The sequence below is a fragment of the Streptomyces sp. NBC_01431 genome (assembly GCF_036231355.1).
Lineage (GTDB): Bacteria > Actinomycetota > Actinomycetes > Streptomycetales > Streptomycetaceae > Streptomyces.
This window is the reverse complement of sequence record NZ_CP109496.1, coordinates 6089734-6104736: the sequence shown is the minus strand read 5'-3', so window position 1 is coordinate 6104736 and position 15003 is coordinate 6089734. Positions and strand designations below refer to the sequence as shown.

At 66.6% G+C, this 15003-nt stretch carries 12 protein-coding genes and 1 tRNA gene; 8 read left to right on the top strand and 5 right to left on the bottom strand.

Annotated features, from left to right (window positions below; genetic code table 11):
• Positions 1-224 precede the first annotated feature (224 nt).
• The 5 genes from OG522_RS27840 (at position 225) to OG522_RS27820 (ending at position 5858) form a co-directional block, all read left to right on the top strand.
• Positions 225-1439 (top strand): branched-chain amino acid ABC transporter substrate-binding protein, encoded by a 1215-nt coding sequence (locus OG522_RS27840; protein WP_329467762.1) that lies wholly within the window; start codon positions 225-227, stop codon positions 1437-1439.
• 102 nt (positions 1440-1541) lie between these two features.
• Entirely contained in the window at positions 1542-2471 is a 930-nt protein-coding gene (locus tag OG522_RS27835) for a branched-chain amino acid ABC transporter permease (RefSeq protein ID WP_329465750.1), read from the top strand.
• A gap of 5 nt (positions 2472-2476) precedes the next feature.
• A complete protein-coding gene (locus OG522_RS27830) occupies positions 2477-4279 on the top strand; it encodes a branched-chain amino acid ABC transporter permease (protein WP_329465749.1) in 1803 nt (600 codons plus the stop codon).
• Positions 4276-5145 (top strand): ABC transporter ATP-binding protein, encoded by an 870-nt coding sequence (locus OG522_RS27825; protein ID WP_329465748.1) that lies wholly within the window; start codon positions 4276-4278, stop codon positions 5143-5145. The genes OG522_RS27830 and OG522_RS27825 overlap by 4 nt, the downstream gene beginning before the upstream one ends.
• Positions 5142-5858 carry an ABC transporter ATP-binding protein gene (locus OG522_RS27820; protein WP_329465747.1) on the top strand — a complete coding sequence of 239 codons (717 nt, stop codon included), beginning with the start codon at positions 5142-5144 and terminating at the stop codon, positions 5856-5858. The genes OG522_RS27825 and OG522_RS27820 overlap by 4 nt, the downstream gene beginning before the upstream one ends.
• A 71-nt stretch (positions 5859-5929) precedes the next feature.
• On the opposite strand, the gene OG522_RS27815 is transcribed toward OG522_RS27820, so the two are convergent.
• A complete protein-coding gene (locus OG522_RS27815) occupies positions 5930-6589 on the bottom strand; it encodes an ANTAR domain-containing response regulator (RefSeq protein ID WP_329465746.1) in 660 nt (219 codons plus the stop codon).
• A 99-nt stretch (positions 6590-6688) separates the two neighbouring features.
• Between OG522_RS27815 and OG522_RS27810 the strand changes: the two genes are divergently transcribed.
• A tRNA-Leu gene (locus OG522_RS27810) sits at positions 6689-6763 on the top strand.
• A gap of 109 nt (positions 6764-6872) precedes the next feature.
• Entirely contained in the window at positions 6873-7640 is a 768-nt protein-coding gene (locus OG522_RS27805; protein WP_329467761.1) for a transcriptional regulator, read from the top strand.
• A 41-nt stretch (positions 7641-7681) separates the two neighbouring features.
• Here the strand turns inward: OG522_RS27805 and pyk are convergent, their stop codons facing one another.
• Complete coding sequence (pyk, locus tag OG522_RS27800; RefSeq protein ID WP_329465745.1) at positions 7682-9118, bottom strand: pyruvate kinase; 1437 nt, start codon at positions 9116-9118, stop codon at positions 7682-7684.
• 190 nt (positions 9119-9308) lie between these two features.
• Complete coding sequence (locus tag OG522_RS27795; protein WP_329465744.1) at positions 9309-10007, bottom strand: SIMPL domain-containing protein; 699 nt, start codon at positions 10005-10007, stop codon at positions 9309-9311.
• Positions 10008-10177: 170 nt separating this feature from the next.
• Here OG522_RS27795 and OG522_RS27790 point away from each other — a divergent pair, with 170 nt between their 5' ends.
• Positions 10178-11998 carry a bifunctional metallophosphatase/5'-nucleotidase gene (locus tag OG522_RS27790; RefSeq protein WP_329465743.1) on the top strand — a complete coding sequence of 607 codons (1821 nt, stop codon included), beginning with the start codon at positions 10178-10180 and terminating at the stop codon, positions 11996-11998.
• 16 nt (positions 11999-12014) lie between these two features.
• Here OG522_RS27790 and OG522_RS27785 read toward each other — a convergent pair whose 3' ends face one another.
• The gene (locus OG522_RS27785) at positions 12015-13427 is read right to left on the bottom strand and encodes a lysine N(6)-hydroxylase/L-ornithine N(5)-oxygenase family protein (protein ID WP_329465742.1); all 1413 of its coding nucleotides are present in this window, start codon (positions 13425-13427) and stop codon (positions 12015-12017) included.
• Positions 13424-14830, bottom strand: coding sequence for a pyridoxal phosphate-dependent decarboxylase family protein (locus OG522_RS27780; protein ID WP_329465741.1), 1407 nt, complete (start codon positions 14828-14830; stop codon positions 13424-13426). Before OG522_RS27780 ends, OG522_RS27785 begins: the two co-directional genes overlap by 4 nt.
• Between the last annotated feature and the right edge of the window lie 173 nt (positions 14831-15003).

Here is a 15003-nt window from a genome sequence, read left to right as displayed (position 1 = left end):
GCACTGCACCGGCAAGGTTTGGCCTTGGCATAACAAGAAAGTCACATCCTGTCCCGGCCGCTCCCCACCCTCCCCGGCTGCGCTTAGAGTCACGGCCAGTCACCGCGCCGCCGGGTGCGACTACTGCACGGCCCTTACCACCCAGTACGCCCCGGCGACCGACACGGCACCTCACTCACGAGGAGGCCGCGCCAGGGAAAGGACCCATCGTGCGACACCGTTCCTTGCTCATACTCACCACAGTGCTCACCACAGGCGCACTCACCCTCACCGCCTGTGGGTCGCGCGACAAAGGCGGCGACACCAGCAGCGGCTCGAAGCAGACCGTCGTCATCGGTGTAGACGCACCCCTCACAGGTGACCTGTCCGCCCTCGGCCTCGGAATCAAGAACTCCGCCGACCTCGCCGCACAGACGGCCAACAAGCAGAACCTCGTCCCCGGCGTCGAGTTCAAGACCCAGCCGCTCGACGACCAGGCCCAGCCGTCCGTCGGCCAGCAGAACGCCACCAAGTTCATCGGCGACAACACCGTCGTCGGCATCGTCGGCCCCCTGAACTCCAGCGTCTCGCAGTCCATGCAGAAGCCGCTCAGCGACGCCGGCCTCACCCAGATCTCCCCCGCCAACACGGGCACCGAACTGACCCAGGGCGACGGCTGGAAGACCGGCACCAAGAAGCGTCCCTACAAGACCTTCTTCCGCACCGCCACCACCGACCAGGTCCAGGGCGCCTTCGCCGCCAAGTACCTGTTCAACAACGCCAAGATCGACTCGGTCTACCTCATCGACGACCAGAAGACCTACGGCGCCGGCCTCGCCGCCTCCTTCAAGGACACCTTCACCAAGCTCGGCGGCAAGATCGTCGGATCCGACCACATCAACCCCGACGACCGCGACTTCAACGCCATCGTCGCCAAGGTCAAGACCACCGGCGCCAAGGCCCTCTACTACGGCGGCGAATACCCCGCGGCCGGCCCCCTGTCCCAGCAGCTCAAGGACAGCGGCACCAACATCCCGCTCATGGGCGGCGACGGCATCTACAGCGCCGACTTCATCAAGCTCAACAAGAAGGCCGAAGGCGACCTCGCCACCTCCGTCGGCAAGCCCGTCGAGCAGCTCGACTCCGCCAAGACCTTCATCGCGAACTACAAGGCCGCCGGATACAAGGACGCCTACGAGGCCTACGGCGGCGGCACCTACGACGCCGCCTGGGCCATCATCGAAGCCGTCAAGGCAGTCGTCGCCGCCAACAACGGCAAGGTCCCCAGCAGCGACCTGCGCGCCAAGGTCCTCGACGCCGTCGGCAAGGTCAAGTTCGACGGCGTCACCGGCCCCGTCTCCTTCGACGAATACGGCGACACCACCAACACCATGATGACCGCCTACAAGGTCACCAGCGGCGCCTGGAAGCCCGAACTCAGCGAGGCCTACAAGCCGTAACCCGGCGATCCCGCCACACGCACTGAACTGAACGGACCGCGCGGGAGCGCCACCAGCGCTCCCGCGCGGTGCCATATCCGATCACTACACGGAGGCCCCGCGGTGCACGAACTGCCGCAACAGCTGGCCAATGGACTCATCCTCGGCGCGATGTACGGTCTGATCGCGATCGGCTACACGATGGTCTACGGCATTGTCCAGCTCATCAACTTCGCCCACGGCGAGATATTCATGGTCGGGGGCTTCGGGGCTCTCACCGTCTTCATCGCCCTCCCGGCCGGCTTCTCACTCCTCGCCGCCATCCCCCTCATGATCATCGGCGGAGTCATCATCTCCGTCCTCGTCGCCACCGCAGCCGAGCGCTTCGCCTACCGGCCCCTGCGCAACGCACCCCGCCTCGCCCCACTCATCACCGCCATCGGCCTCTCCCTCGCCCTCCAACAGGCCGTATGGAAGTGGTACCCCGACGCCAAGAAGGACCGCTCCTTCCCCCAGTTCGACGGAGCCCCCTTCCACATCCTCGGCGCCAACATCCAACGCGGCGACCTCTTCATCCTCATCGCCGCCCCCCTCTGCATGATCGCCCTCGGGTTCTACGTCACCAAAACCCGCACCGGCCGCGGCATGCAAGCCACCGCCCAAGACCCCGACACCGCAAAACTCATGGGCATCAACACCGACCGCATCATCGTCATGGCCTTCGCCATCGGCGCCGCGTTCGCAGCCATCGCCGCCGTCGGCTACGGCCTCCACAACGGCCAAGTCGGCTTCCGCATGGGCTTCATCATGGGCCTCAAAGCCTTCACCGCAGCCGTACTCGGCGGCATCGGCAACATCTACGGCGCCATGCTCGGCGGCATCGTCCTCGGCCTCGCCGAATCCCTCGCCGTCGGCTACATCGGCAACATCCCCAGCATGGAACTCTTCGGCGGCGGCGCCTGGAAGGACGTATGGGCCTTCGTCCTCCTCATCGTCGTCCTCCTCGTCCGACCCCAAGGCCTGCTCGGCGAACGCGTCGCGGACAGGGCGTGAACACCATGACCAACACCCACACCACCACACACCCCGACAGCGCCAAGCCCCTCATCCCGCTGCCGGCCACGCTCGCCCGCCACACCACCACCGCAGGCGCAGCCCTCGCCCTCATCGGCACCTTCATGGCCTGGACCTGGACCAGCGCCTTCCCCGGCGACCTCACCGTCACCGGCTACCCCGGCGGCCTCCAACTCCTCACCCTCACCACCGCCGCCCTCACCATCCTCTTCGCCCTCTCCGCATACGGCACCAAGGGACTGCGCTGGCTCACCCCCGCAGCCACCAACGCCCCCCTCCGCCTCCTCGCCATCGCCACCCTCGGCACCACCGGCTACACCCTCGGCGCGATCTCCAGCGAACTCGGCGGCCTCGTCAACCTCGAACCCGGCGCCTACGTCTCCGGCATCGGCGCACTCGCCGCCACCATCGGCGCCTTCGCCCTGCCCGCCGACACCCCCAGCACCGACACCACAAACGACAACCTCTGGCAGCGCATCCGCCACACCCTCGCCGCCCCCACCCCCCGCCGCGCCCAACCCATCCCCGACTGGGCCGGCATCCTCATCATCGTCGCCGCCTTCGCCATCGGCCTCTACGTCTTCGCCTACGGCATCGACACCGCATACACCGAACTGTTCATCGGCTTCCTCATCACCGCCGTGTTCACGTTCGCCGCAGTAACCCAAGCAGGCCTCCTCGCCCGCCTCTCCGCACTCACCGCACAACACCGCACCGTCACCCTCAGCGCCGCCTTCGTCGCCGCCATCTGCTTCCCCTTCACGCAGTCCAGCGACGAATACTCCCTCATCGGCGCCAACATCCTGATCTTCGCCACCGTCGCCCTGGGCCTCAACGTCGTCGTCGGCCTCGCCGGCCTCCTCGACCTCGGCTACGTCGCCTTCCTCGGCGTCGGCGCCTACGCCGCAGCCCTCGTCTCCGGCGCCAGCCAATCCAGCCTCGGCGTCCACTTCCCGTTCTGGGCAGCCATCCTCGTCGGCGCCGGCGCATCCCTCGTCTTCGGCGTCCTCATCGGCGCCCCCACCCTGCGGCTACGCGGCGACTACCTCGCCATCGTCACCCTCGGCTTCGGCGAGATCTTCCGCATCACCATGAACAACCTCAACGGGAACAGCGGACCCAACGTCACCAACGGCTCCCGAGGCATCCCCGCCATCCCCGACATCACCATCTTCGGATACGACCTCGGCATCAGCCACAACGTCGCCGGCTTCACCCTCGGCAAACCCGGCAACTACTACCTGCTGATGCTCGTCATCACCCTCATCGTCGTCACCGTCTTCCGACGCAGCGCCGACTCCCGCATCGGCCGCGCCTGGGTCGCCATCCGCGAAGACGAAACCGCCGCCACCGCCATGGGCATCAACGGCTTCCGCGTCAAACTCATCGCCTTCGCACTCGGCGCCACCCTCGCCGGACTCGCCGGCACCGTACAAGGCCACCTCACCAGCACCGTCACCCCCGAGCAATACCAATTCGCCGGCTCCGTACCACCCAACTCCGCCTTCCTCCTCGCCGCCGTCATCCTCGGCGGCATGGGAACCATGAGCGGACCCCTCATCGGCGCAGCCCTCCTCTACCTCATCCCAGCCAAACTCCAATTCATGCAGGACTACCAGCTCCTCCTCTTCGGAGTCGCCCTCATCGTCCTCATGCGCCTGCGCCCCGAAGGCATCGTCGCCGACCGCAGGAAAAAGCTCGAATTCCACGAGACCGGCCAACTCGACATCCCAGAACAACAAAGCCTCACCGACACACCCGTCGGCGTCACCAAGGCGGGGGCGTGACCAGCATGACCACCACACCCAACACCGTCCTCCACGCCAGCGGCGTCACCATGCGCTTCGGCGGACTCACCGCCGTACGAGGCGTCGACCTCACCGTCAACAGCGGCGAAATCGTCGGCCTCATCGGACCCAACGGCGCAGGCAAAACCACCTTCTTCAACTGCCTCACCGGCCTGTACGTCCCCACCGAAGGCAAAGTGACGTACAAGGACACCGTCCTGCCCCCCAAGCCCCACCTCGTCACCAAAGCCGGCGTCGCCCGAACCTTCCAGAACATCCGGCTCTTCCCCAACATGACCGTCCTGGAAAACGTCCTCGTCGGCCGCCACACCCGCACCAAAGAAGGCCTCTGGTCCGCACTCCTGCGCCTTCCCGGATTCAAAAAAGCAGAAAACGCATCCCGCGAACGAGCCATGGAACTCCTGGAGTTCACCGGCCTCGCCGCAAAAGCCGACCACCTCTCCCGCAACCTCCCCTACGGCGAACAACGCAAGCTCGAAATAGCCCGAGCCCTCGCCAGCGAACCCGGACTCCTCCTCCTCGACGAGCCCACCGCCGGCATGAACCCCCAAGAAACCCGCGCCGCCGAAGAACTCATCTTCGCCATCCGCGACCAAGGCATCGCCGTACTCGTCATCGAGCACGACATGCGGTTCATCATGAACCTCTGCGACCGCGTCTCCGTCCTCGTCCAAGGCGAAAAACTCGTCGAAGGCACCGCCGAAACCGTCCAAGCCGACGAACGCGTCATCGCCGCCTACCTCGGCACCCCCTTCGAAGGCGCCCCCGGAGACGAGGAAATAGCCGAAGTCGAAGCCGCCGAAACGGCACAAAGCACCACCAGCACCGAAGGAGACACCCCGTGACCGCACTCCTCGAAGTCGAGGACCTCCGGGTCGCCTACGGCAAAATCGAAGCCGTCAAAGGCATCTCCTTCAGCGTCGAAGCAGGACAAGTCGTCACCCTCATCGGCACCAACGGCGCCGGAAAAACCACCACCCTGCGCACCCTCTCCGGCCTCCTCGAACCCCTCGCCGGACAAATCAAATTCGACGGCAAGCCCCTCAAAAACGTACCCGCACACAAAATCGTCGCACTCGGAATGGCCCACTCCCCCGAAGGCCGCCACATCTTCCCCCGCATGACCATCGAGGACAACCTCCGCCTTGGTGCCTACCTCCGCGACGACAAAACAGGCATCGAAAAAGACATCCAACGCGCCTACGACCTCTTCCCCATCCTCGGAGAACGCCGCAAACAAGCCGCAGGCACCCTCTCCGGCGGCGAACAACAAATGCTCGCCATGGGCCGCGCACTGATGTCCCAGCCAAAGCTCCTGATGCTCGACGAGCCCTCCATGGGCCTGTCTCCCATCATGATGCAGAAAATCATGGCCACCATCAGCGAACTCAAAGCCCAAGGCACCACCATCCTGCTCGTCGAACAGAACGCCCAAGCCGCGCTCTCCCTCGCCGACCACGGACACGTCATGGAAATCGGCAAAATCGTCCTCTCCGGAACCGGACAGGACCTCCTCCACGACGAATCCGTCCGCAAGGCCTACCTCGGCGAAGACTGAACCCCGGAACAACACAAAAGTGGCCCGCATCCAAAACCCGGATGCGGGCCACTCCCATACGAACCCGGGAACTACTCCCCCTTCGCCGCCGCCTTCTTCTCCTCAGCGTCCTCAATAACCGCCTCGGCAACCTGCTGCATCGACATCCGCCGATCCATCGACGTCTTCTGAATCCACCGGAACGCCGCCGGCTCCGACAACCCGTACTGCGTCTGAAGAATCGACTTCGCCCGATCCACCAGCTTCCGCGTCTCCAAACGCTGCGAAAGGTCAGCGACCTCCTGCTCCAGCGCCTTCAACTCCGTGAACCGCGACACCGCCATCTCGATCGCCGGCACCACATCGCTCTTCGAGAACGGCTTCACCAGGTACGCCATCGCACCCGCATCCCGCGCGCGCTCCACCAGATCCCGCTGACTGAACGCCGTCAGCATCAACACCGGAGCGATCGACTCCTTCGCGATCAACTCCGCGGCGGAGATCCCATCGAGCACCGGCATCTTCACATCGAGGATCACCAGATCGGGCCGGTGCTCCCGGGCGAGCTCAACGGCCCGCTGCCCGTCACCGGCCTCACCCACGACCGCGTAGCCCTCTTCTTCGAGCATCTCTTTGAGGTCGAGGCGGATGAGGGCCTCGTCCTCGGCGATGACGACGCGGGTCGTCAGCGGCGGGACGTGCGTCGCATCGTCGTCGTCTGCGATGGGCTGGGGCGACTCGGGGGCGGTCACGGGGGCTCCTCGTTTTAAGGCAAGTACTGCTTCCCAAGAGCGTACCTAGCTGCGGTATGGTGGGTGCACGCAGGGTGACCAGGCGCCTTGCTTTCTAAGGCCCCAGTACTCCAACTGGTCAGAGAGGCCGCTCTCAAACAGCGGACAGTGTGGGTTCGAATCCCACCTGGGGCACTTTTCCTTCACTTCGAAGGTCAGCTCGCAAATTGTGATCTTCACTCGCCCGCGTGAATGCATATCGTTCCGGCCACTCCGCGGCGTTCATTCCATGACGCTCGTACTCATGTACGGCATCGACACCCGCAAACACGCCGTCGCCCTGGTCGCGAGCGGCCGCAGCCTGAACTCCGTCAGCAAGCAGACCGGGATATCCCGCGCAGCGATACGCGCCTGGCAGACCCGGATCGAGCCGCTGCCCCGCCTGCTCATCACTCCATGCCCGAGATGCCGCCCCGTGCCGGGCGCACCGGAGGACACCGCCGCGTACGCGTATCTGCTCGGGCTCTACCTCGGCGACGGCTGCATCAGTGCGCACCCGCGCGGCGTCGGCCACTACCTGCGCATCGCATGCGCCGACGCCTGGCCCGGCCTCATCGAGGCGTGCCGAAGCGCGATCAAGGCTGTCCGCCCGGAAGATCAGGTGTACGTCCTGCAGAAGCAGGGATGCGTCATGGTGACCAGCTACGGTCGGCACTGGCCATGTCTCTTCCCGCAACACGGGCCAGGGCGAAAGCACGACCGGTCCATAGCACTCGAACCCTGGCAGCGGGACATCGTCAACGCGCACCCTTGGGAGTTCATCCGCGGCCTTGTGCACTCGGACGGCTGCCGGATCACGAACTGGACCACTCGCCTGGTCGGCGGCGAGCGCAAGCGGTACGAGTATCCGCGCTACTTCTTCACCAACAGGTCGGCGGACATCATCCGTCTCTTCACGAGCGCCCTCGACGCGGTCGGCGTCGAATGGAAGCCCTCGAATGCCCAGAACACTTCCATCGCAAAGCGGGACTCAGTCGCCTTGATGGACCAGCACATCGGTCCCAAATACTGAGGGGCCCCCTGCGCACAGGGACAAGGGGCCAGTCCCCAGGGTTACTTGGGGCTGTCGTCCTCGCCGATGTGGTGGACGCGGACCAGGTTGGTCGAGCCGGGGACGCCCGGCGGGGAGCCCGCGGTGATGACGACCACGTCGCCCTTCTGGCAGCGGCCGACCTTCAGCAGCATTTCATCGACCTGGGCCACCATCTCGTCGGTGGATTCGACGTGCGGGCCGAGGAACGTCTCGACGCCCCACGTCAGGTTGAGCTGGGAGCGGGTGGCCGGCACCGGGGTGAAGGCAAGGAGCGGGATCGGGGAGCGGTACCTGGACAAGCGCTTCACCGTGTCGCCGGACTGGGTGAAGGCGACGAGGAATTTCGCGCCGAGGAAGTCGCCCATTTCGGCTGCCGCGCGGGCCACGGCGCCGCCTTGGGTGCGGGGTTTGTTGCGTTCGGTCAGTGGGGGCAGGCCCTTGGCCAGGACGTCCTCTTCCGCCGCTTCGACGATGCGGCTCATCGTCTTCACCGTTTCGACGGGGTATTTGCCGACGCTGGTTTCGCCGGAGAGCATGACGGCGTCGGTGCCGTCGATGACGGCGTTGGCGACGTCGCTCGCTTCGGCCCTGGTGGGGCGGGAGTTGTCGATCATCGAGTCGAGCATTTGGGTCGCGACGATGACGGGTTTGGCGTTTCGTTTGGCGAGTTTGATGGCTCGCTTCTGGACGATGGGGACCTGTTCGAGGGGCATTTCGACGCCGAGGTCTCCGCGGGCGATCATGATGCCGTCGAAGGCGGCGACGATGTCTTGGATGTTGTCGACGGCTTGCGGCTTTTCGATCTTGGCGATGACGGGGAGGCGGCGGCCTTCTTCGTCCATGATGCGGTGGACGTCTTGGATGTCGCGGCCGCTGCGGACGAAGGAGAGGGCGATGATGTCGGCTCCGGTGCGCAGTGCCCAGCGGAGGTCGTCCTGGTCCTTGTCGGAGAGGGCGGGTACGGAGACGGCGACGCCGGGGAGGTTGAGGCCTTTGTGGTCGGAGACCAGGCCGCCTTCGACGACGAGGGTGTGGATGCGTGGGCCGTCGATGTTGGTGACTTGGAGGGCGACCCTTCCGTCGTCCACGAGGATGCGTTCGCCGGTGGTGACGTCGGCGGCGAGGCCGGGGTAGGTGGTGCCGCAGAGGTGGCGGTCGCCTTGGGTGCCGTCTTCGACGGTGATGGTGAACTCGTCGCCGCGTTCAAGGAGTACGGGGCCTTCGCGGAAGCGTCCGAGGCGGATCTTCGGGCCTTGAAGGTCGGCGAGGATGCCGATGCTGCGGCCGGTTTCGTCGGAGGCTTTGCGGACGCGTTGGTAGCGCTCCTCGTGCTCGGCGTAGGTGCCGTGGCTGAGGTTGAAGCGGGCTACGTCCATTCCGGCTTCGACCAGTGCCTTGATCTGGTCGTATGTGTCGGTGGCGGGCCCTAGGGTGCAGACGATTTTGGCTCGGCGCATGGTTCGAGCCTAGGGCTTACCGGTGGGTAGAGAATTGGTCCGGCATGACGACTCAACAACCTTTGCGTGAAGGGTTATTGACAAGTGTTGAATTGTGCGCGGGGGCGCTCCGATGAGCATTCCGGGGTGCCCGGCGCGCGGTTTCACCACGGCCTTCACTGCGGCCTTCACTGTGGCGGCGTGGCGGGGGCTAGAGGGTGGGTGGGGTCATGATGAAGCGGGCGTTGACGCGGGCGTGGACGGATTGGCGTTGGGGTTCGAGGTCGAGGGCGGGGGCTGTGGGTTCGGCGCTGCCGGGGGCGGCGGATCGGAAGGCCATGCCGGCTGCGGCGGGCCGGCCGTAGGCGGGGGCGGTGTTCTCGGCGCCGGGGTCGGAGAGTTCGACGAGGGCGGCGAGGGTGGTGCCGAGGGCGTCGGCGTATTCGCGGGCGCGTGCGACGGCTTGGTGGACGGCTCGGCGGCGTACTTCGCTGTGGGCGGGTGAGTTGGGGCGCAGGGACCACCAGGGGCCGTCGACGCGGGTGAGGTCGAGGTCGGCGAGGCGGGTGGTGAGTTCGCCGAGGGCGGTGAAGTCGGTGAGTTCGGCGCTGGTGCAGGCGGTGCCGCGGTAGGTCTTCACGCGTTCGCCGCGGCCGTGTTTGGTGAGTTCGGGGCTGAGGGAGAAGGCGCTGGTTTCGAGTTTTTCGACGGCGTCGCCGTAGCTTTTGACGAGGGTGATGATGTGGGTGTTGCGGTGGGTGAGGTCGTCGAGGGTGGTGCGGCGGTTGGTGCCTCGGGCGGTGATGGTGATGGTGATGCGGGCGAGTTCGGGGTCGACGTCGAGGTGGGCTTCGCCGTGGACGGCGAGGCGGGGGGCTTCGGGGGTTCCGTAGGGCTGGGTGGTGGTCATGGGCTCACTGTGGCATCTGGCGCTTGCGGTTCTGTCAGGGTCCGGTCATCAGATCGAAACCTGCGGGGGGTGTTGCGGGTGGTTGGTTCTGCGTCAGAATCCGGGGGTCTACGCGCGTCGCGGTCTCTGCGCCAACTTCTACGCGCGTCACACCACTTCAGGGAGAGACCATGCCGCTGAACCGCAGGACGTTCCTGGGCCGTACGGCCGCCGCCGGAGCCGGTGTCGCCGTCGCCACGGGCACCGCGCTGCCCGCCGAGGCGAAGACCCAGGACCAGGATCTGGCCCATGGGCACGGGCACGAGCCGAAGCGGTACGCGTTCACCGTGATGGGCACGACGGATCTGCACGGCCACGTGTTCAACTGGGACTACTTCACCGACAAGGAGTACGACGACGCGGGCCACAACGACGTCGGCCTGGCGAAGATCTCGACGCTGGTGGAGCAGGTCCGCAAGGAGAAGGGCCACCGCAACACGCTGCTGATCGACGCCGGTGACATCATCCAGGGCACCCAGCTGGCGTACTACTACGCGCGGGTGGAGCCGATCACGGGGTCGAACGGCAAGCGTGGTCCGGAGCATCCGATGGCGCTGGCCATGAACCACATGCGGTACGACGCGGCGGCGCTGGGCAACCACGAGTTCAACTACGGCATTCCGACGCTGCGGGCGTTCCAGGAGCAGTTGGACTTCCCGCTGCTGGGTGCGAACGCGTTGCACGCGAAGACGCTGAAGCCCGCTTTCCCTCCGTACACGGTGCGCTGCCTGAAGGTGCCGCACGGTCCTGATGTGAAGGTCGGGATCCTGGGTCTGACGAATCCGGGCATCGCGATCTGGGACAAGGCCAATGTGCAGGGCCAGATGACGTTCCCGGGTCTGGTGGAGCAGGCGAAGATCTATGTGCCGAAGTTGCGGGCGCTGGGTTGTGACGTGGTGATCTGTACGGATCACTCGGGTCTCGATGGCAGTACGTCCTATGGGGACGCGTTGCCGTATCCGGAGAACGCTTCGTCGTTGGTGGCGGAGCAGGTGCCGGGGATCGACGCGATTTTGGTGGGGCACACGCACAAGGAGGTGGCGTCGCGGACGGTGGTGAACAAGGAGACCGGGAAGTCCGTGGTGCTGTCGGAGCCGTACATGTGGGGCATGCGGCTGAGTGTCTTCGACTTCGCGCTGGAGTTTTCGCGGGGGCGCTGGCACGTGACGTCGGTGACGGCGGATGTGCGCAACGCGAACATGGTGGCTGAGGACCCGGTGGTGGCGAAGCTGGTGAAGGCGGAGCACGACAAGGTCGTGGCGTACGTGAACCAGGTGGTGGGCACCAATGGTGCGGAGATGCGGTCGGTGGAGGCTCCGTACAAGGATGTCCCGATCATCGATCTGATCAATCACATTCAGGCGGAGACGGTGAAGACGGCGCTCGCGTCGTCGCAGTACGCGTCGCTGCCGGTGCTTTCGCAGGCGGCGTGTTTCTCGCGTTCCGCGGTGATTCCGGCGGGCAAGGTGACGATCAAGGATGTCGCGGGCCTGTATGTGTACGAGAACACGCTGGAGGCGCGGCTTCTGACGGGGGCTCAGGTGCGGGCGTATCTGGAGTTCTCGGCGAACTACTACGTGCAGACGACGGGCAAGGTCGATCCCGCGGCGATCACCAACGCGAACAGCACGCCGGACTACAACTACGACGTGGTGAGCGGTGTCTCGTACGAGGTCGACATCGCGAAGCCGGCGGGGTCGCGGATCGCGAACGTGATGTTCCAGGGCAAGCCGCTGGACGACAAGGCGCAGTTCGTGCTGGCGGTGAACAACTACCGGGCCAATGGGGGCGGCAATTTCCCGGGGGTCGCCACCGCCCAGCAGGTGTGGTCGAGTTCCGAGGAGATCCGTAACACGATGATCGCGTGGGTGAAGGCGAAGGGTGTCATTGATCAGGCGGAGTTCGCTTCGGTGGACTGGAAGCTGACGCAGAACGGTGTGGCCGTGTTCTGAGCCGCTGGTTGATGTGTCACCTCTGCTCGACGAGTGGGACCAGGCCCTCCGGTTGCTGTGCCGGGCGGGCCTGGTCTTTTTTGTGGAGGCCGAAGGTGGTGAAGGCGGTGCGGGTCGGCAGGGGGTAGGGCTCCTTGCCGGTGACGGAGTTGAGGATGGCGGCGCTGCGCCAGGCGGCGAGGCCGAGGTCGGGGGCGCCGACGCCGTGGGTGTGCTTCTCGGCGTTCTGGACGTAGACGGAGCCGGTGACCTGGGGGTCGAGCACGAGCCTGAACTGTTCGTCCACGCAAGGGCGTTGGGCTTCGTCGTAGCGCATGTACGGGTCGAGTCCGGCGAGGATCTGGCCGAGGGGGCGTTCGCGGTAGCCGGTGGCGAGGACGACGGCGTCGGTGGTGAGGCGGGAGCGGGTGTTCTGCTGGACGTGTTCGAGGTGGAGTTCGACCTTGGTGGTGGCGACGCGTCCTGCGGTGCGGACGGTGACGCCGGGGGTGAGGGTGGCGTCGGGCCAGCCGCCGTGCTGGGTGCGGCGGTAGAGCTCGTCGTGGATGGCGGCGAGGGTGTCGGCGTCGATGCCCTTGTGGAGCTGCCATTGGCGGGGCAGGAGCTGGTCGCGTGCGGCTTCGGGCAGGGCGTGGAAGTAGCGGGTGTAGTCGGGGGTGAAGTGTTCGAGGCCGAGCTTGGAGTACTCCATGGGGGCGAACGCTTCGGTGCGGGCCAGCCAGGCTAGTTTTTCGGCGCCTTCGGGCCGGTTCTTGAGGAGGTCGAGGAAGACTTCGGCGCCCGACTGGCCGGAGCCGATGACGGTGATGTGTTCGGCGGCCAGGAGTTGTTCGCGGTGGTCGAGGTAGTCGGCGGAGTGGATGACGGGGACGGCGGGGGCGTCGGCGAGTGGTTTGAGGGTGTCGGGTACGTACGGTTCGGTGCCGACGCCGACGACGAGGTTGCGGGCGTAGCTGCGGCCGAGGGCTTGGGCTTGGCCGTTGCTGTCGAGGTGAGTGAAGTCGACTTCGAACAGGGCGCGTTCGGTGTTCCAGCGCACGGCGTCGACTTGGTGGGAGAAGTGGAGGTCGGTGAGGTTCTCGCTGACCCAGCGGCAGTAGGCGTCGTATTCGGTGCGTTGGATGTGGAACTTTTCGGCGAAGTAGAACGGGAAGAGGCGTTGGCGGTGCTTGAGGTAGTTGAGGAAGGACCAGGGGCTGGCGGGGTCGGCGAGGGTCACCAGGTCGGCGAGGAAGGGGACTTGGAGGTTGGCGCCTTCGATGAGGAGGCCGGGGTGCCAGTGGAAGGCGCGGCGTTGTTCGTAGAAGGCGGTGTCGAGTCCGCCGGGTACGCCGTGGGCGAGGGCGGCCAGGGAGAGGTTGAAGGGGCCGATGCCGATGCCGACGAGGTGGTGGGGCTGTTCTTCGGGGGTGGGGGGCTGGGGGGTCATCGGGGGGTGCTGCCTTCCGGGTGGGTGGGGGGTGCGGTGGTGCTCGTTTCGCTGGTGTGCAGTGCGGTGTCGATGAGTGTGTGCAGGTCGTGGGGGGTGAGGTGGGGGTTGAGGAGGGTTGCTTTGAGCCAGAGGCGGCCGTCGGCGCGGGCGCGTCCGAGTGCGGCGGTGCCGTTGGTGAGCAGGGTGCGGCGGATGTGGGCGACGGTGGGGTCGTCGGCGCCGTGGGGGCGGAACAGGACGGTGCTGATGGTGGGCTGTTGGTAGAGCTCCAACTCTGGGTGTTTGTCGATGAGTTGGGCGAGTTCCTGGGCGGTCTGGCATACGCGGTCGATGAGGGCGGCGAGGCCGTCGCGGCCCAGGGCGCGCAGGGTGACGGCGATTTTGAGGATGTCGGGGCGGCGGGTGGTGCGCAGGGAGCGGCCGAGGAGGTCGGGTAGGCCGGCGTCGGTGTCGTCGTCAGCGTTGAGGTAGTCGGCGGTGTGTGTGAGGGGGGCCAGCTGGGCCGGGTCGGGGACGGCGAGGAGTCCGGCTGCGACGGGTTGCCAGCCGAGTTTGTGCAGGTCGAGGGTGACGGACTGGGCGCGTTCCAGGCCGGCGAGTTGGTGGCGGTGGCGGTCGCTGAACAGGAGGGGGCCGCCGTAGGCGGCGTCCACGTGGAGTTCGGCGTGGTGGGTGGCGCACAGCTCGGCGATGGCGGGCAGCGGGTCGATGGCGCCGGTGTCGGTGGTACCGGCGGTGGCGACGACCAGGAGGGGCTGGTGGTGGCCGGTGAGGGCGGTGTCGAGTGCGGCGAGGTCGATGGTGCCGGCGGGGGCGGGGATGACGACGGGTTGGGGCAGGCCGAGGAGCCAGGTGGCGCGGTGGATGGAGTGGTGGGTGGGGGCACCGCACACGACTTGGATGGGGCCGTGTCGTTCTCGGGCGAGGAGGAGGGCGAGTTGGTTGGATTCGGTCCCGCCGGTGGTGACCAGGGCGTCCGCGTGGGGCCAGATCTCGGTGGCGAGTGCTGTGGTGACGAGGGTTTCGAGGGCGGAGGCGGCCGGGGCCTGGTCCCAGGAGTCCATCGAAGGGTTGAGGGCGCTGGCGGCGAGGTCGGCGGCGGCCGCGAGGGCGAGCGGCGGGGTGTGCAGGTGGGCGGCGCAGTGTGGTTCGGCGGGGTCGGCGGAGCCTTCGGCGAGGGTGCGGACGAGGGTGGTGAGGGCTTCTTCGGCGCCGGTGCCGTGTTGTGGGAATACGTCTGCGGCCGCGTCGCGTACGCGCTGGGTGACGGCTTGGGGTCCGCCGTCGGGTAGTGGGCCGCCTCGTGCTCGGGCGCCGTGGTGGAGGGCGTCGAGGACGACGTCGAGCAGGGGGCGCAGGGCGGTGGGGCCTGCGGGGCCCCCGGCGAGGGGCGGGTGCATGAATGTTCCTTCGGGTGTACGGCTCGGCTGCACCAGCGTGCGGTGGGTGCTGCTGGTGCAGCCGTCGTGCCGAACGATCTCAACCCGAAAGTGGTACTCCCCGGCGGTTCGGGGGAGTTGGGGAGGGTGGGGGGTGGTATTGCCCTGCGGATCCTGTCCCCCTGCCCGCCCCT

Bases quoted from the DNA above. Each gene is read 5' to 3' on its own strand.
- OG522_RS27830 (WP_329465749.1), top strand. From the start codon at position 2,477: ATGACCAACACCCACACCACCACACACCCCGACAGCGCCAAGCCCCTC.
- OG522_RS27785 (WP_329465742.1), bottom strand. From the start codon at position 13,427: ATGACCCCCCAGCCCCCCACCCCCGAAGAACAGCCCCACCACCTCGTC.
- OG522_RS27790 (WP_329465743.1), top strand. From the start codon at position 10,178: ATGCCGCTGAACCGCAGGACGTTCCTGGGCCGTACGGCCGCCGCCGGA.
- OG522_RS27805 (WP_329467761.1), top strand. From the start codon at position 6,873: ATGTACGGCATCGACACCCGCAAACACGCCGTCGCCCTGGTCGCGAGC.
- OG522_RS27780 (WP_329465741.1), bottom strand. From the start codon at position 14,830: ATGCACCCGCCCCTCGCCGGGGGCCCCGCAGGCCCCACCGCCCTGCGC.
- pyk (WP_329465745.1), bottom strand. From the start codon at position 9,118: ATGCGCCGAGCCAAAATCGTCTGCACCCTAGGGCCCGCCACCGACACA.
- OG522_RS27795 (WP_329465744.1), bottom strand. From the start codon at position 10,007: ATGACCACCACCCAGCCCTACGGAACCCCCGAAGCCCCCCGCCTCGCC.